The sequence below is a fragment of the Agromyces sp. NSFZ genome, from assembly GCF_056156205.1.
Genome location: NZ_CM149585.1, coordinates 3,953,048 through 3,978,350 on the forward strand (window position 1 = coordinate 3,953,048; position 25,303 = coordinate 3,978,350).

The 25,303-nt window shown below is 72.3% G+C and carries 24 protein-coding genes and 1 pseudogene; 14 read left to right on the top strand and 11 right to left on the bottom strand.

Annotation, left to right across the window (positions count from 1 at the left end; translation table 11 throughout):
* Positions 1 to 224 precede the first annotated feature (224 nt).
* Positions 225 to 1,322, top strand: a pseudogene (locus ACVFI9_RS18795) (DUF222 domain-containing protein); the annotation flags it as partial.
* 318 nt (positions 1,323 to 1,640) lie between these two features.
* Here ACVFI9_RS18795 and ACVFI9_RS18800 read toward each other — a convergent pair.
* Complete coding sequence (locus ACVFI9_RS18800; RefSeq protein ID WP_474766319.1) at positions 1,641 to 2,837, bottom strand: ATP-binding protein; 1,197 nt, start codon at positions 2,835 to 2,837, stop codon at positions 1,641 to 1,643.
* A gap of 98 nt (positions 2,838 to 2,935) precedes the next feature.
* On the bottom strand, positions 2,936 to 4,996 hold the full coding sequence (locus ACVFI9_RS18805) for an elongation factor G (protein WP_474763697.1): 2,061 nt from the start codon (positions 4,994 to 4,996) through the stop codon (positions 2,936 to 2,938).
* 89 nt (positions 4,997 to 5,085) lie between these two features.
* Here ACVFI9_RS18805 and cofD point away from each other — a divergent pair, with 89 nt between their 5' ends.
* The gene (cofD, locus tag ACVFI9_RS18810) at positions 5,086 to 6,093 is read left to right on the top strand and encodes a 2-phospho-L-lactate transferase (RefSeq protein ID WP_474763698.1); all 1,008 of its coding nucleotides are present in this window, start codon (positions 5,086 to 5,088) and stop codon (positions 6,091 to 6,093) included.
* Between the two features lie 61 nt (positions 6,094 to 6,154).
* On the opposite strand, the gene ACVFI9_RS18815 is transcribed toward cofD, so the two are convergent.
* Positions 6,155 to 6,625 carry a hypothetical protein gene (locus ACVFI9_RS18815; protein ID WP_474763699.1) on the bottom strand — a complete coding sequence of 157 codons (471 nt, stop codon included), beginning with the start codon at positions 6,623 to 6,625 and terminating at the stop codon, positions 6,155 to 6,157.
* A gap of 237 nt (positions 6,626 to 6,862) precedes the next feature.
* On the opposite strand from ACVFI9_RS18815, the gene ACVFI9_RS18820 reads away from it, so the two are divergent.
* The 5 genes from ACVFI9_RS18820 (at position 6,863) to ACVFI9_RS18840 (ending at position 10,986) form a co-directional block, all read left to right on the top strand.
* The gene (locus ACVFI9_RS18820) at positions 6,863 to 7,870 is read left to right on the top strand and encodes a putative F420-0 ABC transporter substrate-binding protein (RefSeq protein WP_474763700.1); all 1,008 of its coding nucleotides are present in this window, start codon (positions 6,863 to 6,865) and stop codon (positions 7,868 to 7,870) included.
* A 119-nt stretch (positions 7,871 to 7,989) separates the two neighbouring features.
* Entirely contained in the window at positions 7,990 to 8,991 is a 1,002-nt protein-coding gene (locus ACVFI9_RS18825) for a putative F420-0 ABC transporter permease subunit (protein WP_474763701.1), read from the top strand.
* 30 nt (positions 8,992 to 9,021) lie between these two features.
* Positions 9,022 to 9,897: an ATP-binding cassette domain-containing protein gene (locus tag ACVFI9_RS18830; protein ID WP_474763702.1), complete on the top strand. Its 876-nt coding sequence runs from the start codon at positions 9,022 to 9,024 to the stop codon at positions 9,895 to 9,897.
* A gap of 10 nt (positions 9,898 to 9,907) precedes the next feature.
* Positions 9,908 to 10,408, top strand: a complete 501-nt coding sequence (locus ACVFI9_RS18835; protein ID WP_474763703.1) for a nucleoside/nucleotide kinase family protein — start codon at positions 9,908 to 9,910, stop codon at positions 10,406 to 10,408.
* Positions 10,405 to 10,986 (top strand): SAM-dependent methyltransferase, encoded by a 582-nt coding sequence (locus tag ACVFI9_RS18840; protein ID WP_474763704.1) that lies wholly within the window; start codon positions 10,405 to 10,407, stop codon positions 10,984 to 10,986. Before ACVFI9_RS18835 ends, ACVFI9_RS18840 begins: the two co-directional genes overlap by 4 nt.
* Here ACVFI9_RS18840 and ACVFI9_RS18845 read toward each other — a convergent pair.
* The 3 genes from ACVFI9_RS18845 to ACVFI9_RS18855 are packed head-to-tail and all read right to left on the bottom strand — an operon-like array spanning position 10,964 to position 13,993.
* Positions 10,964 to 11,713, bottom strand: coding sequence for an ABC transporter permease (locus ACVFI9_RS18845; protein ID WP_474766321.1), 750 nt, complete (start codon positions 11,711 to 11,713; stop codon positions 10,964 to 10,966). The genes ACVFI9_RS18840 and ACVFI9_RS18845 overlap by 23 nt on opposite strands.
* 52 nt (positions 11,714 to 11,765) lie before the next feature.
* Complete coding sequence (locus tag ACVFI9_RS18850) at positions 11,766 to 12,713, bottom strand: ABC transporter ATP-binding protein (protein ID WP_474763705.1); 948 nt, start codon at positions 12,711 to 12,713, stop codon at positions 11,766 to 11,768.
* A gap of 11 nt (positions 12,714 to 12,724) precedes the next feature.
* Positions 12,725 to 13,993 carry a LolA family protein gene (locus ACVFI9_RS18855; RefSeq protein WP_474763706.1) on the bottom strand — a complete coding sequence of 423 codons (1,269 nt, stop codon included), beginning with the start codon at positions 13,991 to 13,993 and terminating at the stop codon, positions 12,725 to 12,727.
* 234 nt (positions 13,994 to 14,227) lie between these two features.
* Here ACVFI9_RS18855 and ggt point away from each other — a divergent pair, with 234 nt between their 5' ends.
* Positions 14,228 to 16,075, top strand: a complete 1,848-nt coding sequence (gene ggt / locus ACVFI9_RS18860) for a gamma-glutamyltransferase (RefSeq protein WP_474763707.1) — start codon at positions 14,228 to 14,230, stop codon at positions 16,073 to 16,075.
* Between the two features lie 5 nt (positions 16,076 to 16,080).
* Here the strand turns inward: ggt and fgd are convergent, their stop codons facing one another.
* The 4 genes from fgd to cofE form a co-directional block, all read right to left on the bottom strand.
* Positions 16,081 to 17,100, bottom strand: coding sequence for a glucose-6-phosphate dehydrogenase (coenzyme-F420) (gene fgd, locus ACVFI9_RS18865; RefSeq protein WP_474763708.1), 1,020 nt, complete (start codon positions 17,098 to 17,100; stop codon positions 16,081 to 16,083).
* Complete coding sequence (gene cofC, locus ACVFI9_RS18870) at positions 17,097 to 17,774, bottom strand: 2-phospho-L-lactate guanylyltransferase (RefSeq protein WP_474763709.1); 678 nt, start codon at positions 17,772 to 17,774, stop codon at positions 17,097 to 17,099. The genes fgd and cofC overlap by 4 nt, the downstream gene beginning before the upstream one ends.
* Positions 17,775 to 17,868: 94 nt before the next feature.
* Positions 17,869 to 18,840 (bottom strand): TIGR03557 family F420-dependent LLM class oxidoreductase, encoded by a 972-nt coding sequence (locus ACVFI9_RS18875; RefSeq protein ID WP_474766323.1) that lies wholly within the window; start codon positions 18,838 to 18,840, stop codon positions 17,869 to 17,871.
* A 47-nt stretch (positions 18,841 to 18,887) separates the two neighbouring features.
* Positions 18,888 to 19,670, bottom strand: a complete 783-nt coding sequence (cofE, locus tag ACVFI9_RS18880; protein WP_474763710.1) for a coenzyme F420-0:L-glutamate ligase — start codon at positions 19,668 to 19,670, stop codon at positions 18,888 to 18,890.
* A gap of 108 nt (positions 19,671 to 19,778) precedes the next feature.
* Here cofE and ACVFI9_RS18885 point away from each other — a divergent pair, with 108 nt between their 5' ends.
* From ACVFI9_RS18885 to ACVFI9_RS18910, 6 genes are all read left to right on the top strand, one after another.
* Entirely contained in the window at positions 19,779 to 20,147 is a 369-nt protein-coding gene (locus ACVFI9_RS18885; protein WP_474763711.1) for a hypothetical protein, read from the top strand.
* Positions 20,148 to 20,227: 80 nt separating this feature from the next.
* The gene (locus tag ACVFI9_RS18890; protein ID WP_474763712.1) at positions 20,228 to 20,821 is read left to right on the top strand and encodes a DUF6328 family protein; all 594 of its coding nucleotides are present in this window, start codon (positions 20,228 to 20,230) and stop codon (positions 20,819 to 20,821) included.
* Positions 20,822 to 20,882: 61 nt separating this feature from the next.
* Positions 20,883 to 21,722 (top strand): exodeoxyribonuclease III, encoded by an 840-nt coding sequence (locus ACVFI9_RS18895; protein ID WP_474763713.1) that lies wholly within the window; start codon positions 20,883 to 20,885, stop codon positions 21,720 to 21,722.
* Between the two features lie 82 nt (positions 21,723 to 21,804).
* Positions 21,805 to 23,100, top strand: coding sequence for a serine/threonine-protein kinase (locus ACVFI9_RS18900; RefSeq protein WP_474763714.1), 1,296 nt, complete (start codon positions 21,805 to 21,807; stop codon positions 23,098 to 23,100).
* Positions 23,097 to 23,537 (top strand): hypothetical protein, encoded by a 441-nt coding sequence (locus ACVFI9_RS18905; protein ID WP_474763715.1) that lies wholly within the window; start codon positions 23,097 to 23,099, stop codon positions 23,535 to 23,537. Before ACVFI9_RS18900 ends, ACVFI9_RS18905 begins: the two co-directional genes overlap by 4 nt.
* Positions 23,538 to 23,581: 44 nt before the next feature.
* The gene (locus tag ACVFI9_RS18910) at positions 23,582 to 24,397 is read left to right on the top strand and encodes an alpha/beta fold hydrolase (protein WP_474763716.1); all 816 of its coding nucleotides are present in this window, start codon (positions 23,582 to 23,584) and stop codon (positions 24,395 to 24,397) included.
* Here ACVFI9_RS18910 and ACVFI9_RS18915 read toward each other — a convergent pair.
* Positions 24,394 to 25,248, bottom strand: coding sequence for an SDR family oxidoreductase (locus ACVFI9_RS18915; protein ID WP_474763717.1), 855 nt, complete (start codon positions 25,246 to 25,248; stop codon positions 24,394 to 24,396). The genes ACVFI9_RS18910 and ACVFI9_RS18915 overlap by 4 nt on opposite strands.
* Positions 25,249 to 25,303: the final 55 nt, after the last annotated feature.

Here is a 25,303-nt window from a genome sequence, read left to right on the forward strand (position 1 = left end):
CGTCCTCCACAGGTCGGCTGGGCGCCAAGTTCTCCACAGGTATTTCCGCTGATCAACGCGGAGTTCGCCGCGATTCGACTGTCGGTGGGTGGGTGCAGGATCGAAGCATGGAACACTCCCTCACCTCCCTCGAGCGGGGCCTTGCGGCGCTCGGCAACGCTTGGGCCTGCGCGATGCCGGCACCGGGCGCGATCCGTGGCGGTCTGCAGGCGGAGGTCGAGCAGATGAGCGACGCAGGGCTCGTTCGGGTCACCGATCAGCTCGCACGGCTGCGGCGCGAGGTCGACGGGCTGCTCACCCGTGCCGCGGCCGAGGTCGCGCGACGATCCGGGCCCGAATTCGGCGACCAGGGGCTCGCCAAGGCGCAGGGGTTCCACAATCCCGTGCGCCTCATCGCCGCATCCACGGGCGGGTCTCGAGGCGATGCGGCCAAGCTCATCGCGGTCGGTTCGGCCACGGCCGAACGGGCGACGTTCCTCGGCGAACGGTCGCCGTCACGGCATCCGCATGTCGGCGCGGCGCTGGAGTCGGCCGCCATCAGCCTCGAGGCCGCATCGGCGATCACGGGCATGCTCGATCGCGTCGCGATGCGCGCCGAACCCGCGCTGGCCGGCGCGGCCGAGGCCGCTCTCGTGCAACTGGCTTCGCAGGTGCCGCTCGAGGTCGTGTTGCGAGGGGTCCGCGAGGCCGAGGCGCGGCTCGACGCCGATGGGGTCGAGCCGCGCGAGGAGCAGCTCCGAGCCGAGCGGTCGCTGACCATCCGCGAAGAGGGCAACGGCATGGTGCATCTCCATGCCCGGCTCGATCCCGTGAGCGCCGCACCCGTCAAGGCGGCCGTCGAGGCGCTCGTCAGCGACGTGCTGCGCCGGCGCCGCGACACCGACTCGGGCGACGGCGGCGCCGGCATCGCTCCGCCGATCCGAGACGACCGGTCGATCCCGCAGCTCCAGGCCGACGCGCTCGCCGATCTCGCTCGGCACGCGCTCGGCTGCGACCGTGGCCTCACGCCGCTCGCGAGCACGACCGTAGTGGTTCGGATGGATCTCGAGACCCTCCTCACCGGCCTCGGGCATGCCCGCATCGATGGCATCGACCTACGCATCTCCGCGGCGAGCGCCCGGCGCATGGCCGCCGATGCCGAGCTGATCCCGGCCGTGTTCGGCGGCGACAGCCTGCCGCTCGACCTCGGTCGCAGCGCGCGACTCTTCACCAGGGCCCAACGCCTCGCCCTCGGCGAGCGCGACGGCGGCTGCGCCTCGTGCGGGCAGAACATCGGCTACGTCGAGGCGCACCACATCGCCTGGTGGGAACGCGACACCGGCCCGACCGACCTCGAGAACGGCGTGCTTCTGTGCAGCTTCTGTCATCACTCGGTGCATCGCGAGGGCTGGGGCATCCGCGTCGCCGACGGCAGGGTGTGGTTCATCCCGCCACCGCATGTCGATCCGGGGCAGGTTCCGAGGCTCGGCGGGAGGGCGCGGTTCGAGGTGGCGGCGACGGATGCCGCGGCATGGACGACATCGCCGCGAACGCACCGGGAAAGCCGCCGGAGCGTCGTGCCGCGTGCGCCGAGGGTGCGGTGCCGCGTGCGTGTGGCGTGCCGGAGGTGCGCGGCGTTGAGGGTGCCTCGACGCGCAGGGTCAATCGAGGTGCTTGCGGTGGATGAAGTCCGCCATCCCGGGCACCGTGAAGGCGACGTATCCGCGGTCCGGTGCGTAGATGTGCCCGTTCTTGATGAGCTCGTTCCTCGAGACGGAGAGGTCGCTCGCGCGTGCCTTCCCGGTTCGGGAGACGAGGTCCTGGATCGCCGAAGGCTCACCGGAATCCGCCGCCATGGCCTTCATCATCTCGCGCTGCGCCGGAGTCGCACGGTCCCATCGCGACTGGTACAGGCCCCGGTCCACCTCGTCGCGCGCGAATTCGATTCCGACCCTCGCATCGTCCTCATCGATGCGGTCGGCGACCGACCGAGCGTCCCAGACGTGCTTCCCGCAGGCCTGCGCGAAATACGGGTACCCGCCGATCGCAGACCGCGCGATCTCGAGCGCCCGTTCGTCCCAATGGACACCGCGCGCCTCTGCAGGTCGGCGGAGGGCGTCAGTGGTCTCCGCATCGCTGAGCAGGCCCAAGCTGCGGAAGTCGTACAGTCGCTCGGCGTAGCTCGTGGCGTCGGCGAGCACGGCCGGAAGGGATGGGAGACCGGCTCCGATGAACACGATCGGCGCCGGTCGAGGCGCCTGGCCGAGGGTGTGGAGCGCGACATTGAGCCCGTTGAGGTCGTCCTTCGGGGCATCCTGCAACTCGTCGACGGCCACCAGCACCCCGAGGTCGAGCTCCCGCGCGGTCGCGCCGAGCTCCTCGAAGAGGTCGAGGATGTCTCGCTCGAAGTCCCCGGTGTCGGCTCGACCGGGCATCGCATCGATGTCGAAGCCGAACGAATACGTCCCACTCGGATCGACCTTCAACTGGAACGAACGGAACACCCTGAGCAGTCGCATGACCCGCTCGCGAACCTGGTCGGTGGGGCCGGCGAGCTTTCGCAGCTCCAAGTAGAGGGCTTGAGCGAGTGTCCGTCGTAGGCTGCCACCGCCAACCGCCTCGAGCTTCACCGCGATCCATCTTCGCGAGTCGTGCGCGGTGCGGACGAACTCGTTGAGCAGCACCGTCTTGCCGACGCCCCGAAGGCCCGAGATGATCATGGGGCGATCCCCCTCGGACTGTTCGACCACCTGATCCATCACCGAACCGACCTGGCGGAGGATCGCATCGCGGCCCGCGAGCTCAGGTGGGACCCGCCCCGCGCCCGGCCGGAAGGGGTTGGAGCCGAACGCGTCCATGTATCACCTTCGATCGCGGCGTCTATGGTGCCTGCTTATACGGGATGATACTTCCTGATACTGATCGGCGCCGCCATTCTGAGGGCAGGTCTGCGGGTTCACGCCCTGACCGAACTGGGCGCCTTCGCGTACCGATCGGGCGTGATGACGAGCTCGGCCTGGCCTCCGGTCATCGACCGCAGGTCGAGCACGTACCGGGTGAGCTCGGCGTCGGGCACGCTCGCGACCACGCGAGCACGACCGTCCTCGGCCGCCTCCGTGGCGCTCACTCGACCGCGACGGCCCGAGAGGTCGGTGAGCACCGTGCCCTGCAGGTCCGACGGCACGGTGACCGTCACGGTCGAGACGGGCTCGAGCAGCACGGTGCCGGCCTCGGCGAGTGCGGCCTTCACGCCCATCGACGCGGCCGTGCGGAAGGCCATCTCCGACGAGTCGACCGAGTGCGCCTTGCCGTCGTAGAGCTCGACGCGGACGTCGACCACCGGATGCCCCTGCGGTCCGCCGGTGGCGAGCGCATCACGCGCCCCTTTCTCGACGGCAGGGATGTACGTGCGGGGCACGGCGCCGCCGACGACCTTGTCGACGAACTCGAACCCCTGACCCGGAGGCAGCGGCGAGACCCGAAGCTGCACCACGGCGAACTGCCCGTGGCCTCCCGACTGCTTCTTGAGCTTGCCCTCGGCGTCGGCCGACCCGGCGATCGTCTCGCGGTAGGCCACCGGGGCGGGGCCGGTGTTCACATGGACGCCGAACACGCGAGCCAGGCGCTCGACCGCGACGGCGAGATGGGTGTCGCCGAGTCCGCGCAGGATGGTCGCGCCGCCCGCGCGATCGATGAGGAGCGTCGGGTCCTCTGCGACGAGCCGGGCCAGCGCACCCGAGAGCTTCTCGTCGTCGGACTGCGACGCGGGTTCCAGGCTGACCGCGAACACCGGCGCTCGCAGGGGCACCGGCGCGGGCCGGGCCGTGCCGCTGGTTCGCGTCCAGAGCAGCGACCGCGACGGCGACCCCGTGAGCTTGGCGACCGCACCCACCTCCCCGGCACCCAGAGCATCGGCGGGCAGGTGCTCCGCTCCGCGGAGCCGGAACAGGCCGTGGATGCGCTCGTCGGCACCGGTGGTGGCGTTGCGCAGGCGGTCGCTCGGCCGAAGCACGCCTGAGAGCACCTTGAGCATCGACACCTGTCCGACGAAGGGGTCGGCGACCGTGCGGAAGACGTGCACGAGCACCTCGCCGTCGGGGCTCGGCGCGACGGCGATCTCGGTGCCGGCGTCCCCCTCGCCCACGACGATGCTGCCGTCATGGTCGAGCGAAGCGGGTGCCAGCGCGCACAGCAGGTCGAGGACGCGGTCGACCCCGGTCTCCGTCACGCCCGAGCACACCACCACGGGGACCGCCTCGCCGGTGGCGACCTCGCGAGCGAACGTGCGCTCGAGGTCGCCGGCCGACGGCTCCGTGCCCTCGAGGTACGCCTCGAGCTGCTCGTCGTCGTGCGAGACGATCTCCTCAGTCACGTCGAGGTGCATCCGATGCTCTTCGGCCTCGGTCTCCGGCGGCAGCGGGCCTTCTCGATGGCGTCCCGACTCGTCGTACTCCAGCGCCTGCTCGCTCAGCACGTCGGCGACGCCGTGGAACGCCTGCTCCTCGCCGAGCGGCAGTTCGAGCGGCCAGAGATGCTCCCCGAATGCCGAACGAAGCTCCCCGAGCACGCGGTGGAAGTCGGCGCGGGCCTTGTCCTCCTGGGTGATGACGACGATGCGCGGCACCCCGGCCGTCTCCGCCGCCGCCCACACGAACCGGGTGCCCGCCGTGACGCCGTCGACCGCGCTGACGACGACGAGCGCGACATCCGCCACCGACAGTGCGGTGTCGACACCGCCGACGAAGTCGGGATGCCCCGGGGTGTCCGCGAGCGTCAAGGTGTGCTCCACGCCGTCCGGCGCCGTCCACTCGAGGTAGGCGAGCGAGAGCCCGAGGGTCGTGCCGCGCGCAACCTCCTCGGGCTCGTGATCGCACACGGTCGAACCCTGTTCGACCGTGCCGGCTCTCGTGATGGCGCCGGCGCGATGCAGCAGCGCTTCGGCGAGGGTGGTCTTGCCCGAACCTGCCCCACCCACGAGGGCGACGGTCCGATGCGTCGGGGTTGCTGCCGAGTTCATGTGGCCTCCCGCTCCGGTGCGGATCCTGCGTTCCATCGTGTACCCCTCGCGCGCGGAATGCCAGAGGCACGTCGCCATAGGCTGGCGGGATGCGGATCACGGTGCTCGCCGGCGGAGTCGGAGGATCGCGCTTCGTGCGCGGCGTTCGCGAGGAGTGCGCGCGGCGGCGGCCGGAGGAACGGCAGGCGTCCTCCGCCGACATCACGGTGGTCGTCAACACGGGCGACGACCTGTGGCTCGCAGGCGTGCGGCTCATGCCCGACTTCGACTCGTTGCTGTACTCGCTCGCGGGAGTCAACGACACCGAGCGCGGCTGGGGTCGAGCCGGCGAGACCGAGCGGGTCGCCGCCGAGTTGCGCGAGTGGGGCGTGGGCTGGCCGTGGTTCACGCTCGGCGACCTCGACCTGGGCACGCACCTCGCGCGCACGGCCTGGCTGCGCGAGGGAGCCACGCCGACGCAGGTGGCCGAGCGACTGCAGCGCCGCTGGCCGCTCGGGGTGCGGCTCCTGCCTGCGACCGACACCGAGGTCGACACGCATGTGCGCATCGATCCGTCGCTGCCCGACGCGGCGGGCCGCGTCGAACTGCACTTCCAGGAGTGGTGGACGCGGTACCGCGCCGCGATCCCAGCACTCGGCTTCGAGCAGCGCAACCTCGCCGAGGCCCGCCCCGCCCCCGGCGTCGTCGAGGCGATCGCCGACGCCGACGTCGTGCTGATCGCCCCGTCGAATCCGGTGGTGTCGATCGGCACGATCGTCGCCGTGCCGGGCATCCGGGAGGCGCTCGCCGCGACACCCGCACCCGTGGTCGGCGTCTCACCGATCATCGGCGGCGCGGTCGTGCGCGGCATGGCCGACGCGTGCCTCACGGCCATCGGCGTCGAGACGGATGCCGCGGCCGTCGCCCGCCACTACGGGGCACGTTCGGCGGGAGGCCTCCTCGACGGCTGGCTCGTCGACGAGACGGATGCCGCCGCGGTCCCGCCGCTCGAGGAGGCGGGTCTCGTCGCGGCATCCGTGCCGCTCTGGATGCGCGACCTCGACACATCGGCCGCACTCGCGGGCGCGGCCATCGACCTCGGCGCCCGGATGCGCTGACGCACCGACGGCGCCCTCGCGGACGAGGGCGCCCTCAGGACGGCTCGGCGGTGCCGACGCGTCAGCTCGACGCGGGCACCGGGATCACGGGGCACTCGAACGACGCCACGATGTCGCCGATGACGACGTCGCCCGCCGTGACGGCCGCCGAGAGCTCCTCGTCGGAGTCCAGCACGTCGTCGCCGTCGAGGTCGCCCGACGCGAGCGCCGCGTCGTAGCCGTTGGGCAGGCTCACCGAGTACACCTGCCAGCGACCGCCCTGGTAGTCGGCGTCACCCGGGGCTGCCGTGGTGATGTTGGGCTGCGTGCCCGCGGGGAACGCGTAGATCGGCTGGAACGTGCTGTCGGGCGCGCCGGTGACCGTGAAGTCCGTCGGCGTTCCGACGGTGCGGTACTGCACGCCGTCGACGTAGAAGCCGGGGCCGGTCACGCCCTCGGCGTTCGCCGCGGATGCTCCCGCGAGCACGGTGCCGACGGCGAACAACCCCGCGGTGAGGGCGCCGGTCATCAGGCGGATTCGGGTGGATGCCATATCTCTTCATCTCCTTCGCCGCCGGGTGCGGCGGCCTTCCAGCAGTCAAGCCGCGCCCGACGGCAGGCACCACGGCGGGGGCTTACGGTTCCCTGACGTCCTCGCGGCCGCTCGACGGGTCTACGATGGTGAACGACCCCTCGATCTGGATCTGATCGATGCGTGTGGCCCGGCATTGGGCTGCGAGTCGCCGACGTCTCGTCGGAGTCGACACTTGCACCTGCCATCGGAGACCCCATGCCGCTTCCCCGCCGTTCCGCACCCCTCTTCGCCCTGCCCGCCGCAGCCCTGCTGCTCGCCGGCTGTGCGGCCACGTCGACCGCCACAATCGGTGCCGACGATGCCGCCGAGGCCGACACCGTATCGTCCGGTTACCCGGTCACCGTCGATAACTGCGGCACCGAGGTGACCCTCGACGCCGCCCCCGAGCGCGTCGTGACCATCAAGTCCTCGACGCTCGAGCTCCTCCTCGCGCTCGGGCTCGAGGACCGCATCGTCGGCACCGCGTTCAGCGACGGACCCGTGCCGGCGGCGTACGCCGACGCGGCATCCGGTCTCGAGGTGCTCTCCGACAAGGTGCCTTCGCAGGAGGTCACGTTCGCCGCAGAGCCCGACCTCGTGTTCGCCGGGTGGGAGTCGAACCTCTCGGCAGAGGGTGCAGGCGACCGCGAGACCCTCGGGCAGCTCGGCGTCGCCACCTACGTCGCGCCCGCCGCGTGCAAGGCCGAGGGCTACATGCCGAACCCGCTGACCTTCGACGAGGTCTTCCGCGAGTTCGAGGAGGCGGGCGAGCTGTTCGGCGCTCCGGATGCCGCGGCCGACCTGGTGGCCCACCAGCGCGCCGAGCTCGACGCGATCGAGCCGAACGACGACGGACTCACCGCGCTCTGGTACTCGTCGGGGTCCGACACGCCCTACGTCGGCGCGGGCATCGGCGCACCGCAGATGATCATGGATGCCGCGGGCCTCGAGAACGTCGCCGCCGACGTCGAGGACACCTGGACGTCGATGAGCTGGGAGGCGATCGTCGCCGCGAATCCCGACGTCATCGTGCTCGTGGATGCCGCGTGGAACACCGCCGAGCAGAAGATCGCGCTGCTCGAGCAGAACGCAGCCACGGCCGCCCTGCCGGCGGTGCAGGAGGAGCGCTACCTGATCGTGGACTTCCCGGCGACCGAGGCGGGCGTGCGCAACGTCGGCGCGGTCGCGTCGCTCGTGGAGCAGCTCGGGAGCCTGGGGAACTGATGTCGGATTCCGTTGGTCGAGTAGCGGCGCAGCCGCGTATCGAGGCCAGCCGTTCGAGCAATGGCTCGCCGGGTCTCGACACGGACGCGGCGCGTCCTGCTCGACCATCGGGCTCAGGCGTGCGGGTCGCGGCGTGGGCCGTCGGTCTCAGCGTGCTGCTCGCGGCATCCGTCGTCGTCGCCGTCACCATCGGACCCGCGGGCCTCAGCCCCGCCGACGTGTGGGCGAGCGTGCTCGCGCACCTCGGCATCGGCGAACCGACCCTCAGCCCGCTGCGAGACGGCATCGTGTGGGAGCTGCGGATGCCGCGCGTGCTCAGCGCCGCGGCGGTCGGCGCGGGCCTCGCGCTCTGCGGTGCCGTCATGCAGGCACTCACCCGCAACCCGTTGGCCGACCCGTACCTGCTCGGCCTCTCCTCGGGCGCGTCGGTGGGCGCGGTCATCGTGATCGTGCTCGGGGTCGGCCTGCTCCTGCCGTTCGCGGCCTTCGCCGGAGCGCTCGTCGCGCTCGTCGCCACGCTCGCCCTCGCGAACGCGGCCGGCGCACTCACGCCGACCCGCACGGTGCTCGCGGGGCTCGCCGTATCGGCCGTGTTCGGAGCGATCACGAGCCTCGTCATCTTCTGGAGCGCGACGGGCGACAGCTACCGCGAGATCCTCAACTGGCTGCTCGGCTCGCTCGCCGGCACCGATTGGACCTCGGTCGCGATCGCGGGCGGCGCCGTGATCGTCATCGGCATCCCGCTCCTCGCGAGCGCGCGCACGCTCGACGCGTTCGCGTTCGGCGACACCGCGGCGGCGGCGCTCGGCGTGCACGTGGGCCGCAGCCGCGCGCTGCTCCTCACCGGCACGGCCCTGCTCACGGGTGCCCTCGTGGCGGTGAGCGGCTCGATCGGGTTCGTCGGCCTGATCCTCCCGCACGCCGTGCGGTTCCTCGTCGGAGCCAGGCATCGCTCGCTGCTGCCGCTCTCGGCGCTGGCGGGCGCACTGTTCCTCGTGTGGGCCGACACCGGCGCCCGCACGCTCTTCGACCCGCGCGAGCTGCCCGTCGGCATCCTCACCGCCCTCGTCGGCGGGCCCGTGTTCGCGGTGCTCATGCTCCGCAACCGGAGGCTCGCATGAACCGGAGGCTCGCATGAACCGGAGGCTCGCATGACCGATGCCCGCAACACCAACGGCCTCCGGGCCGACCGTGTGCGCTTCACCCGCGGCCGGCGCCTCATCATCGACGACGTCGACTGCACCGTGCCGGGCGGCCGGGTCGGCGCCCTCCTCGGCCCGAACGGGGCCGGCAAGTCGACGCTGCTCCACCTCATCGCCGGCGTCGAGCGGGCGGATGCCGGCGCCGCACGTCTCGGCGAGCGCGACCTCGCGGCCCTCCGTCGACGCGAGCGCGCCCGCGTCGTCGCCCTCGCCGAACAGGAGGTGACGGATGCCCCCGGCCTCCGCGTCGCCGAGGTCGTCGCGCTCGGGCGCACCCCGTACGTCGGTGCGTTCGCGGGCCCCGGCGAACTCGATCACGCGATCGTGCGTCGCTGCCTCGAGGACGCCGCGCTTGTCGAGCTCGCCGACCGCGAGTACGCGACCCTCTCAGGCGGCGAGCGCCAGCGGGTGAACCTCGCCCGCGCGCTCGCGCAAGAGCCCGAGCTGCTGCTCCTCGACGAGCCCACCAACCACCTCGACGTGCACGCCCAGCTCACGATGCTCGGCCTCCTGCGCGAGCTCGCGCACGGCGGGCTCACGGTGCTCGCCGCGCTGCACGACCTCTCGCTCGCCGCCGGGTACGCCGACCACGTCATCGTGCTCGCCGACGGACGGGTCGTCGCCGCGGGCGAGCCGGGACAGGTGCTCACGCCCGAGCTGATCCGGCGCGTGTGGGGCGTCGAGGCATCGGTGCTGGAGCATCCGGTCACCCGACGGCCCCTGATCGCCTTCTCGGAGGTCGCCCGCGGCCCGATGCCGCACGCCGACGCCCACGATGCCGCGGGTGCGGCCACGACCATCGCGGCGGGCGCGGCCCCGGCGTAGCCTATGCGGCATGGACGAGCCGACCGAAGCACGCCGGACCCTGCTCGACTCGATCGCCGACGAGTTCCTGCACAACTCCCCCCGAGCCCGCCGACTGCTCGCCGTCGAGAGCGAGACCGGCGAACGCGCCGCCCGCTTCGCCGACGACCTCGCCGCCGTGCTCGCCGGTCGCAGCCAGCCGACGCGGCGCGTGTCGCTCGGCGACGTCGACGAGGCGACGCTGCGACACGACACGGTCGAGCCGTTCCGGGCCGGCACGCTCACGGGCGCGACCGACCCCGACACCGTGCTCGTCGTCGACGGGCGTCGGCTCCTCAACCTCTCGGTACGCGGCATCTGGCACTTCTCGGTGTGGGTGCTCGCGGGCGACGAACTGCCGCACGGTTCCGTCAACGTGATCGTCGATGCGACCGACGAGTCCGCGCCGACCCGGTACTTCTACGACCTGTGCCGATTGCCGCCGAGCGTCGGCGAACGTGCAGGAGCGCCGGTCGAGGCGCCGTCGGCGTGACGGCCGCACGAGCCGTCCCCGAGCGCGTCCGCTGGGCGGTCGAGCACCTTGCGCCGCGGCCGGGCGAGCGCGTGCTGGACATCGGCTCGGGCACGGGTGCGTCGGTCGGGCTGTTGCTCGAGCACGTCGCACGACGGGATGCATCCGTCGAACGGCGGGATGCCGCGGTCCCGGCCCGCCCGGCCGTGGTCGCGATCGACCGCTCGGCGAAGGCGGTCGAGCGCATCCGGGGGCGCGTACCGCAGGCCGTCGCCGACGGCCTCGTCGACCTGCGGGTCTCCGACCTCGCGGGACTCGACCCCGAGGTCGGCCCGCTCGACGCGGCCATCGCCGTGAACATCAACGTCTTCTGGACCTCGGATGCCGCGGCCGAACTCGATGCGCTCGCGCGCGTGCTCCCGCCGGGCGGGCGCGTGCTCATCGCCTACGGCGACGGACCGGCTCCGGGCATGGACCACGGCCATCTCGACCTGGTCGAGGCATCCGTCGCCGCGTCGCCGCGGTTCGAGGTGAGCCGACGGCTCGACGGCGATCACGGGTCGGCGCTCCTGGCCTTCAGGACAGCACGTCCTTCGTGAGGAACCGGCCCACCGCGAGCGCCCCGAAGACCGCGACGTAGCCGGCCTGCAGCAGCGCGTTGTCGGCGAACGAGTCCCAGACGACGGGATCGCGCAGGAGGTCGCCGAACCCGAGCCAGTGCTCGGTGAAGAGCCAGGGGTGCAGCCATTCCAGCTGCGGCAGCGCACCCATGATCTGCGACACGACCGCGAGGATCGCCGTGGCCGCCATGGCGCCGACCGGCACGGTGGTGAGCGTGGAGAGGAACAGGCCGATGGCCGACATGCCGAGGAGCGACACCGTGACGTAGCCGGCGATCGCGAGGAACCGCAGGAGCGCCTCGCCGACGCTGACGGTCGCCCCGGAGAGGAGCGTGACCGGACCGACGGGGAAGAGCGCCCACCCGATCAGCGTGCCGACGACGACCACGGTGAGGGTCGCGGCCGCACAGAACGCGGCGGCGGCGGCGTACTTCACGACGAGCAGTCGGATGCGTCCCGCCGGCGCGATGAGCAGGTACCGCAGCGTGCCGTGACTGGCCTCTCCGGCGATGGAGTCGCCCGCCACGACGCCGATCGTGAGCGGGAGGAAGAGCGGGATCGCCACGGTCATGGCGGTCACGCCCACGAAGAGCCCGTTGCTGGCGACCTGGTCGAGGAACGCCGGGCCGCGCCCGGGCGAAGATCCGCCCGAGATGCGGATCGCCACGGCGATGAGGATGGGGATGAGCGCGAGGGCGGCGAGCATCGCCCACGTGCGACGACGCCGGAAGAGGGTCAGCAGCTCCGAGCCGAGGAGGTCACTGGACAACGTCGAACCCCTCACCGGTGAGCTCCACGAAGCGCTGCTCGAGGTTCGCGTGCACCGTCTCGAACCCCCGCACGCGCACGTCGGCCGCGACGAGGGCCGCGACGACGCGCTCGGGCGCCGTCGCCCCGAGACGCGCGGTCACGGCGGCGTCGGCCGGGGCATCCGTGCTCTCGGGCTCCACCTCCAGCCCGAGCCCCACCAGCACCCCCCGTGCACGCGCGATGTCGGGCGTGCGCACGAGCACGCGCGTCTCGCCCTCGGCGCGGAACTCGTCGAGCGTGCCCTGTGCCACGAGCCGTCCCGCGCTCATGACCCCAACATGCGTGCACACCTGTTCGACCTCGGCGAGCAGGTGGCTCGACACGAACACGGTCGTGCCGTCGTCGGCGAACGAGCGGATGAGCGCGCGCACCTCGCGCGTGCCCTGCGGGTCGAGGCCGTTCGTCGGCTCGTCGAGCACGAGCAGCTCGCGCGGCCGGAGCAGCGCGTTCGCGAGCCCGAGTCGCTGCTTCATGCCGAGCGAGTAGGCATGCACCTTCTTGCGGGCGGCGTGCGACAGCCCGACCCGATCGAGTGCCTCGGCGACGCGCGCCGCACGCGTGCGGCGCGGCGCCCGGCGATCGGCGGCGTCGAAGCGGCGCAGGTTCGCCTCGCCCGACAGGTACGGCGAGAACGCCGGCCCCTCCACGAGCGCCCCGACGCGTGGCAGCACGGTGTCGACGTGCCGCGGCATCTCGACGCCGAGCACTCGTGCGTCGCCCGCCGTCGCCGCGACGAGGCCGAGCAGCATCCGGATCGTCGTCGTCTTGCCCGAGCCGTTGGGGCCGAGGAATCCGAACACCGATCCGCGCGGCACCGCGAGGGCGAGCCCGTCGACGGCGAGCTGGGAACGGAAGCGCTTGGTGAGGTCGTGCGTCTCGATCGCGAGGTCGGCCACCGCGGCGCCCGTCAGCGAGCGGCGACGTCGACGAGGTGCTCCACGGTGACGGCGCCCGCGAGCACGCGTCCGTCATCGGTGAGCAGCACGTTCAGCAGCGAGGTCGAGAGCACGCGTCCGCCGTCGACGCGCTGCGTGAGCGTGTCGAGCATGGCGGATGCCTCAGGGTCGAGGCCTGCGGCGGCTCCCTCGCCGCCGGTCAGTTCGACCACGGTCGTCCAGCCCTCGCCGTGCACGACCGGCTGCGGCATCCGCGCACCGGTCGTGTCCGCTTCGGCCTCCGCCTCGGCCCTGCGCTGCTCGAGCTCGGCGAGCGTCGGCGCCGTCACGACGTGCTCGGTGACCTCGGTGCCCTCGGGCGGCGTGAACTCGAACACCGAGGCGTCGGGGGCCTCGAACGTGACGTCGGTGAAGGCGACGCTGAAGGCCGGCTCGGTCGCACCGCGGGCGGTGACGGATGCCGCGAGCGCCGCGCCGTTCTCACCGTCGATCGCGACCGCGATCTCGCCGACGAGCGTCTCGGCGTCACGGGGTGCGAGCACGAGTTCGTACACCTCGCGGCCGGCCACGCGGGCGTCGGTGCCGACCGAGACCTCGGTGGACTCGTCGAGCTTCGCGAGCGCCTGGTCGAGGAACTCCTCGGGCGTCGGCACCGGCTCACCGGCCTCGGCCTCGTACTGCTCGCGCAACTCGTCGGCGCGCGCCTCGGCATCGGCGCCGTAGGCGGGCTCGAGCTCCCGCTCGAGCGCGTCGAACGAGGCCTCGTCGACCGTCACGTGGGTCGCCGCCTGCTCGCGGGAGTCGTACACCCAGACGCCCTCCTCGCTCGCGTAGACGTCGCGCTCAGCGAGACGGTCGAGCACCTGCAGGCGCGCGTCGTCGCCGTCGACGTAGACCCGCGCCGTGTGCGTTCCGGTGGCGAGCGAGACGAGGTCGTCGAGGTCGGTCGCGGACGCTGACGCGGACGCTTCGCCGCCGCCGCCGGAGGGCTCGTCACCATCGCCGCCGGCGTCGGCGGCGCCGCCACCCATCGTGCCGCTGAGGCCGGAGAGGTCGGGGATCCCGAGCTCGGACGTCTGCTCGATCGTGCCCGAGAGGGCCTCGACCTCGCTCGACGCGGCGAACTCGAGGAGCCCGGCGGGGGTCAGGTCGGGCAGGTCGACCGCGGCGTTCGCCTGCATCGGCACGAGCACCACGCCGACGCCGATGACGATCGGCGCGGCGATGGCGGGGATCCAGCGAGTGAACCGGCGGGACGCCTCGGAGCTGCGGGCGCGCATGCCATCAGGCTACGCCGCGCCGCGGCATCCGGCCCCGAAACGAGGCGAACATTCAGGATCGGCGAGCGCGTGCAGATCCGACCAGCGCGTACGCGGACGCAGTTGCGTTCGACGGATCTGCACGCGCTCGGGACGCGAGGCAATGCGAGGCGCGGCGTCCGCGGCCATTGCCTCCGGACCGGCGGCGGCGCTAGGGTGAGCGGCATCGTGCTGTACCCAATTCGGGGGGTTCTCATGGTCAACGTCGTCCGCCGCCGCTCCGCCCTTCGCCGGGTCGGCATCGCACTGGCCGCCACGATGTCCGTCGCGGCCGCCGCCGTGGGCGCACCCGCCGCGGCGCTGCCCACTGCCGCACCGGGGTCGGCAACGGCGGTCGCGGCCGGGCGTCCGACACCGCCGGCGCCATCGACCTCGACGGGCTACGGCGGGGCCGTGTCCTCGGTCGACGCGGAGGCCAGCGCAGCCGGTCTCGAGGTGCTCCGCAAGGGCGGCAACGCCGCGGATGCCGCGGTCGCGACGGCTGCGGCGCTGGGCGTCACCGAGCCCTACAGCGCGGGCATCGGCGGCGGCGGGTACTTCGTCTACTTCGACGCCGCGACGGGCGAGGTCACCACGATCGACGGGCGCGAGACCGCGCCCGCCGGCATGGAGAGCGACGCGTTCATCGACCCCGCGACCGGCAGCCCGTACTCGTTCGCGTCGGCGGTGTCGTCGGGCCTCTCGGTCGGCGTACCCGGAACGCTCGCGACCTGGGAGGCCGCGCTCGACGAGTTCGGCACGGAGTCGCTGAAGGAGATGCTGAAGCCGGCCATCCTCCTCGCGACCCGCGGATTCACGGTGGACGAGACCTTCGTCGCGCAGACGGCGGCCAACCAGGCGCGGTTCGCGCAGTTCCCGGCCACCGCCGAGCTGTTCCTCCCCGATGGCGAGCTGCCCGAGGTCGGCTCGACCTTCACGAACCCCGACCTGGCCAAGACGCTCCGCGAGATCGCGCTGCGCGGCACGGATGCCTTCTACGAGGGCGCGATCGCCGACGAGATCGCGGCGCTCGTGCAGGACCCGATCACGACCGACGACGCGACGCTGCCGGCCTACCCGGGATTCATGACCGCCGACGACATCGCGGGCTACGAGGTGCTCTTCCAGGACCCGACGCACATCGAGTACCGCGGGCTCGACGTCTACGGCATGGCACCGTCGTCCTCGGGCGGCACGACGGTGGGCGAGTCGCTGAACATCCTCGAGAACTTCGAGCTGCCGGCGGATGACGCGGGCCAGACGCTTCACCTCTACTTCGAGGCGACCGCACACGCGTTCGCCGACCGCAACGCCTACGTCGGCGACCCCGCGTTCGTGGACGTGCCGACCGAGACGCTCCTCAGCCAGGAGTTCGCCGACGCCAGGGCGTGCGAGATCGACCCCGGGCAGGCGTCACCGCGGCCCGTCGCCGCGGGTGACCTCAGCGCGACCGGATGCGTCGCGGCTGCGGCATCCGACCCCGCCGACCTCGAGGGACCGTCGACCACGCACCTCTCGGTGGTGGACCAGTGGGGCAACGCCGTCGCCTACACGCTCACCATCGAGCAGACCGGCGGCTCGGGCATGACCGTGCCCGACCGGGGGTTCCTGCTCAACAACGAGCTGACCGACTTCAACTTCGTGCCGAACCCGGATGACCCGAACATCGTCGAGCCGGGCAAGCGGCCGCGCTCCTCGATGTCGCCGACGATCGTGCTCGACGACGGCGAGGTGCGCTACGTGGTCGGTTCGCCCGGCGGCTCGACGATCATCACGACCGTGGTGCAGATCCTCGTGAACCGCATCGACCTCGGCATGACCATGCCAGAGGCGGTCGCCGCACCGCGGGCCACCCAGCGCAACACGACCGCGACGCTCGCCGAGGCCGCGTTCATCTCCGAGTACCGGGACGACCTCCTGCCGTACGGCCAGGGGCTCACCGAGACCGGCGAGATCGGCGCGGCCGCAGCCATCGAGGTCGACGCCGACGGCCTGATGACCGCCGCGGCCGAGCCGGTTCGCCGCGGCGGCGGAACCGGGCTGGTGGTCGACCCGGCCGAGTAGCCGCGTCAGCGCGCGCGCAGCCGGGGTGCGAGGTCGCGTTCGAACAGGTCCAGGAAGCGGCGCTGGTCGTGCCCGGGGGCGTGGAACACGAGGTGGTTGAAGCCCCAGTCCACGTACCGGCCGATCTGCTCCACCACCTGGTCGGGGTCCGAACCCACGATCCACCGCTTCGCGATCTGCTCGATCGGCAACGCGTCCGCGGCCCGCTCCATCTCGACCGGGTCGGTGATGTCGTGCTTCTGCTCCTTCGACAACGACAACGGCGACCAGAACCGGGTGTTCTGCAACGCCGCGTCCTCGGTCTCCTCGTACGACAGCTTGATCTCGATCATCCGATCCAACCCGTCATACTCACGACCACCCGCGGCGGCGCCCTCCTTCACCGCGGGAATCAACTGATCGACGTACAGTTCCGGGCCCTTGCCCGACGTGCAGATGAACCCGTCCCCGGCCCGGCCGGCGTACTTCGCGACCGTCGGCCCGCCCGCCGCGATGTAGACCGGCACCGGCACCTCCGGCCGGTCGTAGATCGACGCGTCATGCGTCGAGTAGAACTCCCCCTCGAACGACACCTGGTCATCACCGGTCCACAGCGCCCGCATCAGCCGCACCGCCTCCCGCAGCCGCGCGAACCGCTCCCGGAACTCCGGCCAGTCCTGCTCGCCCGCACCCCGGAACCCGGTCGCGATCTCGTTCAACGCCTCACCCGTGCCGAACCCCGCGATCACCCGCCCCGGGTACAACACCCCGAGCGACGCGAACGCCTGCGCCAGCACCGCCGGGTTGTACCGGAACGTCGGCGTCATCACACTCGTCCCGATCCGCACCGTCGAGGTGCGCTCACCCACCGCCGCCATCCACGTCAACGAGAACGGCGCATGCCCACCCGTGTGCCGCCACGGCTGGAAATGATCACTCGCCCACACCGACTCCATCCCATGCCCCTCGGCCGCGACCGCGATCTCGACGAGCTCCCGCGGATCGAACTGCTCCGCCGAAGCCTTGTACCCGAATGTGAGCGTCATGCAATTCCCTTCCGATGGGCGAGGTGCGCCACGACATCGGCGGTGTGGTCGCCGACTCCATGGTGCAGCACGGTTTCGAGGCCGTCGACGGTGTCGACGTCCCTGGTGAGTCCGGGGGTTCCGGATGCCTCGAGCTCCACGAACCCGGCCGCGGCGTGCCGCGCCGCCGATCCCGGCCCGAACTGCGGGTCGAACGCGACGCCGGCCGCGGCGGTCGCGAGGGTCGTGCCCGTGCCGTCGGCGTCGCGGACGAAGGCGAGCGGATGCCGCGCCGCCGCGTCGAGGGCGGTGTCGAGCTCGTCCGGGGTGAGCGCCGGCAGGTCGCCCAGGAGCACGGCGACCGCCACATCCGATCCCTGAGCCTGTCGAAGGGAACCCCCGACAGCCTCCCCACCCTTCGACGAGCTCAGGGAGCGGAGCGCGTGCCGGATCGCCGGCAGCAGCCCGCGCTCGCCCTCCGTCGGCTCGGCCAGGAACTCAGCGCCGTCGGCGAGATCGGGGTCGTCGCCCACGACGATCACGCGTTGGACCGCACGCGCCGCGAGCGCCGCCGCGATGGTGTCGAGCGCGAACGCACGGGCCAGCGCCGCGCGCGCGGCATCCGTCACCCCCGGAACCAGCCGCGACTTCCCCGCGGCGGGCGACTTCACCGGGATCACGACCGTCCAGCTCATGGCCGCCGCCTCACGAGTCGATGCCGTCTGCACCGGTCGGCGACCCGGGCGGTGCGGATGGCATCGACACGAGTCATCCGCCCGCCACGACCGCTCATGGGTGGAGCCCCGGCAGCACGTCGCGGCCGAACACCTCGAGGAACTCCGCCTGGTTACGGCCGACGTTGTGCAGGTAGACGCGGTCGAAGCCGAGGTCGAGGTGGCGCTGGATGTCGGCGCGGTGCACGTCGGGATCGGCCGAGACGACCATGCGGCCCACGAAGTCCTCGGGCCGCACGGTGCGGGCGAGCTGGTCGAACTCGTACGGCGAGCGGATGTCGCTTCGCGGGAAGCGCATCCCCCCGTTGGGCCACTCGCGCAGTGCGTTGCGCATGGCCTCCTCGTCGGTCGCCGCCCATGACAGGTGCAGCTGCACGACCTTCGGCATGGTCGCCGGGTCGCGCCCGGCCTCGCGGGCGCCCTCGCCGAAGCGCGTGATGAGCGGCGCGAGCCGATCCGTGGGTCCGCCGAGGGTGATGAACCCGTCGACACTGCGTCCGGCCCGACGGGCGGTCACGGGGCCGGATGCCGCGACGAGGATCTCTGGTGCCACGGCGGGCATCGTCCACAGGCGTGTGGACTCGAGCCGGAAGTGCGGGCCGGCGTGCCGGACGTCGCGCCCCGCGATCGATCCGGCGAACAGCTTGCGGATGACGTCGACGGCCTCGAACATGCGGTTGATGCGCTCGTGCGCCTCGGGCCAGTACTGGCCGACGACGTGCTCGTTGAGCGCCTCGCCCGAGCCGATGCCGAGCCAGTGCCGCCCGGGGTAGAGGGCGCCGAGCGTCGCGCTCGCCTGGGCGACGACGGCCGGATGCATCCGGAACGTGGGGGTCGTGACGCCGGGGCCGAGGTCGCCCGTGGTGCGCTCGCCGATGGCGGCGAGCACGCTCCACACGAACGAGGATTCGCCCTGCGCGGGTACCCACGGCTGGAAATGGTCGGTCGCCATGACGCCCGTGAAGCCGTGCGACTCGGCGAGCGCGGCGAGCGCCACCGCCTCGGCGGGCGGGAATCGCTCGAGCATGGCGGCATAGCCGATGTGTGCGGGCACCCCTCCATCCTGCCGGAGGTTCAGGCCTCGGCGCCCTGGCCCTCGGCCTGTGCCTCGTCGAAGCCGTCGCGGTAGCCGTCGTTGTATGCCTCGTCGGCGCCGACGCGGAACAGGTCGCGTTCGGCGGGTCGCTGGATGCTGCGGGCGCCGGGCAGGTCGAGGTCGCCGACGTACCGGCCGAGTCCACGCACGACCGCGACCGGCACGCCCGCGGACTTGCCCTTCACGAGCTCGGCGGCGCCCGCGATCTCATCGGCGACGCACGGCATCGTGACGACGAGGGGCTTGCCCGAGGCATCCGTCCCACCGCGCAGGTCGTCGAACACGTGCACGCCGGCGGCCCCGATCGCGATGTCGGTCTGGCCCTCGCGCCACGGCCGGCCGAGGGTGTCCGAGAGGATGACGCCGACGGCGGCGCCGGTGAGGGCGCGGATGCCGGTGGCGAGCGCTCGGGCGGAGGCATCCGGCTCCAGCGGCAGCAGCAGGACGGTGCCGTCTGGTGCGTTCGACGCGTCGACGCCGGCGGCCGCCCCGACGATGCCCTGCCGGTTCTCGACGATCCGGGTGACTCCGCCTTCGTGCCGGCGCGTCGCGACGACGCGGACGGTCTCGGCGGCGATCGCGGCCTCCCGGTCGTCGGCCTGCACGATGCGCCCCTCGGACTTCGACACGATCTTCGAGGTGACGACCAGGATGTCGCCGTCGGCGAGGTCGACGGCGCCGACGATGAGCGCGGCCAGGTCGTCGCCCGGCTCGACCTCGGGCAGCCCCTCCACACCCTCGATGCTGAACTTCACGGCCACGCCCGCCCTCCCTGGTCCTCAGTCGATCCTTGCAGCATGGCGCGGCCCGCTGCGAGAATTCGGCATGGCGCGCCCGATCGGGCGGCAGCGGTGAGCGGGGGAACGCACATGATCGAGACATCCGCCCCGACGAAGCGGCCCGTGATCATGTGGGACCTCGTGCTCACGATCGTGCTGCTCGTCGTCATGGTCGGCACGGCGATCGTCGCGTTCTTCCTCTCGTTCTTCCTCGCCTTCGCGGGAGACCCGTGCGGGTCGGGCATCACGTGCGACTACGACCGCATGGGCACCGGCATGCTCGTCGCGATGATCGGCCCCCTCGCCGTCGGCATGCTCGCGCTCATCGCGGCCGTCGTCGTGCTCGTGCTGAAGCGCATCGCGTTCTGGATCCCGCTCGTCGGCACGGTGCTCGTCATCGGGGTGTTCATCGCGGGGGCCGCACTCACCATCTCGGGTGTTCCCGGCACGACGCTCTAGGCGAGAACGGCCGCTAGGCGAGACCGGCCTCGCCGCGCAAGGGCTTGAATCGGCGCGCCGTCGCGTGCCTACCATCGGGCATGAACGCGCCCCGCCACGCCGAAGCCGCCCACCACGACGGACCCACGGGCGGCCGCCGCGAGACCCCCGACGAACGCAGCGACCGCAACTGGAACGACATTCTGCAGGAGCTCCGGGTCTCGCTCACGGGCACGCAGCTCATCGGCGGCTTCCTGCTCGCGGTGGCCTTCCAGCCGCGATTCGTCGAGCTCGACGGCTACCAGCTCGGCCTCTACCTGATCCTCGTCGTCCTCGCGGGACTCGCGACGGTCGTCGGCCTTGCGCCCGTGACCCTGCACCGGGCCCTGTTCCGACGCCAGGCGAAGGAGCGGGTCGTGCGCACCGGCGATCGGCTGCTGATCGCGAACCTCGTGGTGGTCGCACTGCTGCTCGTCGGCGTCACGAGCCTCGTGTTCGATCTCGCCCTCGGCCGTGCTGCGGGGCTCATCGTGCTCGTCCTCGGCGCGATCGTGCTCATCGGCCTCTGGTTCGTGCTGCCACGACTGCATCTCGCCGGCCTCGACGGCGGTGGATCCGACCGCGGTGCGGACTCGGCATCGGGGGATGAGCAGGTGGCCGGCCACGCCGACGAGCCGTCGAGCACCGGCCGCTAGCGGAGTCGACCGACACACCCTCCCACGGACCGCGTCGCCGGCCTGCCATACGCTGTGATCCATGCGCATCGCCACTTGGAACGTCAATTCGATCCGCACCCGCGTCGACCGTGTCGTCGACTGGATGGTGCGCGAAGACGTCGACGTGCTCGCGATGCAGGAGATCAAGTGCAAGCCCGAGCAGTTCCCGGCCGAAGTGTTCGAATCGCAGGGCTACGAACTCGCGATCCACGGCTTCGACCAGTGGAACGGGGTCGCGATCGCCAGCCGGTCGGCCATCGAGGGCGTCGAGACGAGCTTCCCCGACATGCCGGGCTTCCTGAAGGGCGTCGAAGGACCCGACCAGCCGCAGGAGGCGCGTGCCATCGGGGCGGTGATCGACGGCGTGCGGCTCTGGAGCCTCTACGTCCCGAACGGGCGCGCGCTCGGCGATCCGCACTACGCGTACAAGCTCGACTGGCTCGCCGCGCTCGCCGAGTACGCGCGTGGTGAGACGACCGCCCACCCCGAGACGCCGTTCGCCCTCATGGGCGACTTCAACATCGCCCCGTTCGACCAGGACAACGGCGACCCGGCGGTCGTCGAGGGTATCTCCACGCACGTGTCGCCGGCCGAACGGCAGGCGTTCTTCGCGCTCGAGTCGGCGGGCGTGACGGATGTCGTGCGCCCGCGGGTGCCCGAGGGATACACGTACTGGGACTACAAGCAGCTGCGGTTCCCCCGCAACGAGGGCATGCGCATCGACTTCATCCTCGGCTCCCGCGCGTTCGCCGATGCGGTGACGGATGCCTCGATCCATCGCAACGAGCGCAAGGGCCAGGCCCCGTCCGACCACGTGCCGGTGCTCGTCGACCTCGATCTCGGCGGCGACGACGAGGACCTGCCGATGATCTTCGGCTGACTGCTGCTTCACCCCGATCCCGCGCCGTCAACCCCCGCCCCCGGCTGGGTGGCATTCAGGTGGGGCGACTACCCTCTCAAGCGTGACGACCACTCCAGACCGGGTCGCCGGCGACTCGTTCGTCGGCACGACACTCGGCGAGCGCTATCGCCTCGACGGCCTCATCGGCCGGGGCGGCATGGCCAGCGTGTACCGGGGAGAGGATCTCGCGCTGGGCCGCCAGGTGGCGGTCAAGGTGTTCGCCGAGGCCGCTGAGGGCATCGACGACGCCGAGCGCCGCCGATCCGAGACCGCGCTGCTCGCGAGCCTCGCCCACCGCGCGCTCGTACGGCTCTACGACGCGGCGAAGGACCCGGGCACCGACCGCGAGTTCCTCGTGATGGAGCTCGTCGAGGGGCGCGACCTGCGCCAGGCGCTCACGTTCGGCCCGCTCGGCGTCGCGGATGCCGCGGGCATGCTCGGCGACCTCGCCGAGGCGCTGCACGTCATCCACGAGCGCGGCATCGTGCACCGCGACGTCAAGCCCGCGAACGTCCTGCTCGAGCCCGCGCATCTGCCGAGCCGCACGTGGAATGCGAAGCTCGCCGACTTCGGCATCGCCCGCCTCATCGACGATGCGCGGATCACGCGCACCGGACTCCTCGTCGGCACGCCGGGGTACCTCAGTCCCGAGCAGGTCTCCGGCGTGGCTCCCGGGCCCCCGGCCGACGTGTACTCGCTCGGCCTCCTGGCGCTCGAGGCCCGGACCGGCGAGACCGCCTTCCCCGGTCCGGCGGTCGAGGCGGCGAGCGCCAGGCTCGTGCGGGACCCCGAGATCCCCGCCGCCCTGGGCCCGGATTGGGTGGACCTGCTCCGAGCCATGACGTCGCGGGAGCCCGGCGACCGGCCGAGCGCGCTCGACGTCGCGGTGGCCGCAGCCTCGCTCGACGTGTCGCCCACGCCCGCCGCTCCGCCCACGGCGCCGACCGTGGCGTTCGGCGACGTCATCGGCACCGCCACCCAGGCCGTCGGCACGACCGCCCCGGGCGTCGGCACGATCGTCCCGGCCGCGGGCGACGCTGATGACGCCACGGCCGCCACCCGCATCCTTCCGGTTCCCGACCGCTCGTTCTTCGGAGTGCCCGCGGCGGCAACACCGGCGAAGGCGCCCGAGCCGCGCACCCGGCGCGCCGCGCGGGCCGACGAGCAGCCGCGCCGCTGGGTGAGGCCCGCGATCGTGGTCGGCCTGCTCGCCGTGATCGCGACGGTCGTCGCGCTGGTCATCGGCTCGGCGTTGTCGGCGCAGCCGGCGGCCGAGACCACTCCGGAGCCGCTGCCCGCGGTTCCCGGGGAGCTCGGGGTGCACCTCGAGGAGCTCGAGGAGGCGGTCACCGAATGACCCGCCGCATTCCCCGCCGCGGCCGACGTGTGCTGTTGCCCGCTGCGGTGCTCGGCGTCGCGCTGACGATCGGGCTCTCAGGTTGCGGCACGTCGGCCGAGGCCACGACGGCGGCACTGCGCACGTCGGTCGTGCAGGTCGCCGAACGCTCGGCGCAGGGCGATTACGCCGGCGCGCTGGCCGAGCTCGCCCTGCTCGAGCGCGACCTCGTCGCCGCGGTCCAGGCCGGACGCGTCGACGCCGAGCGCGAACAGCGCATCCGCGCCGCCCTCGAGCTTGTACGTGCCGACCTCGAGGCCGCAGAGGTCGCGACGACACCCGTCCCCGAGCCCGAGCCAGAGCCCGCGCCCGCCGATGGCGGCGACGGCGGGGACGACGCACCGGGGAACAGCGGCAACAAGGGCAAGGGCAACAACAACGGCAAGGGCGACGACTGATGGCCGTCGCCTCGCCGTGCTTCGGGGTTGCGTAGTCTCGAAGCATGCCTCGACTGACGGTGCCTGGAGCCGAGCTCTCCTTCGAGACCGATGGCCGCGCGTCCGCCCCCGCCGTGCTGTTGCTGCCGACGGGCGTCGCCACCATGCGCATGTGGGACCCGCAGGTGCCCGAGCTCGCCGGCGGCCACTTCGTCGTGCGCATGGACCCGCGCGGGTCGGGCGCCACGACCTCCGACGACGTGCCGTACTCCGACCGCGATGACGTGCGCGCGGTGCTCGACCACCTCGGGGTCGAGCGGGCCACGGTCGTCGGCGCGGGCCGCGGCGGCACCATCGCGCTCGACCTCGCGCTCGAGACGCCCGAGCGCGTCGCGGGCCTCGTCCTCGTGGGCGGCGGCCCCAGCGGGTTCCCCGAGGCCGAGCTCACGAGCGAGGAGCACCGCCGCATCGACGAGCTCGACGCGGCCATCGGGGCATCCGACACCGCGCTCCTGATGCGCTTGGAGACCGCGCTGTGGGCCGCCGGTCCCCTGCGGCTCGAGAGCGACCTGGATCCCGGGTTCGTGGCGCTGGCCCGCGAGCTGAACGCACCCAACGCCGTCCACGCCGACCACCCGGCCCGCCCCGCGCCGCTCGATCCGCCCGCCTACGACCGGCTCGGCGACATCCGCGTTCCGGCCCTCGTCGTCGTCGGCGACTACGACCTCAGCGCCACGCGCGCGCAGTACGATTACCTCCTCGACGCACTGCCCGACGCGACGGGGTTCCGTCTCCGCGAGGCGGCGCACCTCGTGAGCGTCGAGCGGTCACGAGAGTTCACGCACGTGCTCCTCGACTGGCTCGGCGAGCGCGACCTCTAGCCTGCGGCCGTTCCGCGTCGGCCCGTGTGACGCTCCATCGAGCGGTACACGCCGAAGCCCTGCCCGACCACGCGGTCGAACACGCGCGTGGGCAGGATGCCGCGCAACGCACGCGAGACGCCCACGCTCCACGGCAGCTCGAGCAGCGGCCGCCCGGCGAGCATCGCACGCCAGACCCGGTCGACCACGTACTCGGGCTCGAGGATGGGCGTGAGCGCGGGCGCGCGAACGCCGTGGAACATGCCCGTCGAGATGTAGCTCGGCGTGACCGTGAGCACCTTCACGTTGGTGTGGTCGGCCTGCTCGAGTTCGAGCCGCAGCGACTCGCTCCAGCCGATGTGCGCGGCCTTCGAGGCGGCATAGACCGCCATGCGGGGGTTCGCGAGGGTGCCGGCCGCCGACGCGATGTTCACGATGCGGGCCGGGCGGTAGGCGGCGGCGATCATGCCGGGCAGGAACTCCCTGGTGACGTACATGGGCGCGAGCGCGTTGACGTGCATCGTCGCACGCGTGTCCTCGCCGTTGTCGGTCTCCCAGAAGTAGCGGTTGCCCCGCACGATGCCGGCGTTGTTGATGAGGATGTCGGGATTGCCGAGCTCCTTGCGCACGCGCTGGGCGGTCTTCGCGATGGCGCCGAGGTCGGCGACGTCGACGACGAACGAGTGCACCCTGGTCTCGCCGCGTGCGGTCCGGCCGAGCTCGTCGGCGGTGCGCGCGAGTGCGGGGGCGTCGCGGTCCCAGAGGATGACGGATGCCGCGCCTTCCGCCACGGCCCGTTCCGCGTACATGCGTCCCATGCCGCCGGCCGCACCCGTGATGAGCAGGTTCGCGCCCTGCACCGTTCTCGCCATGGGTCAATCCTCGCGCACTCGGTCGGGTGCGATCGCCGATGCGTCGAGCGCCGGG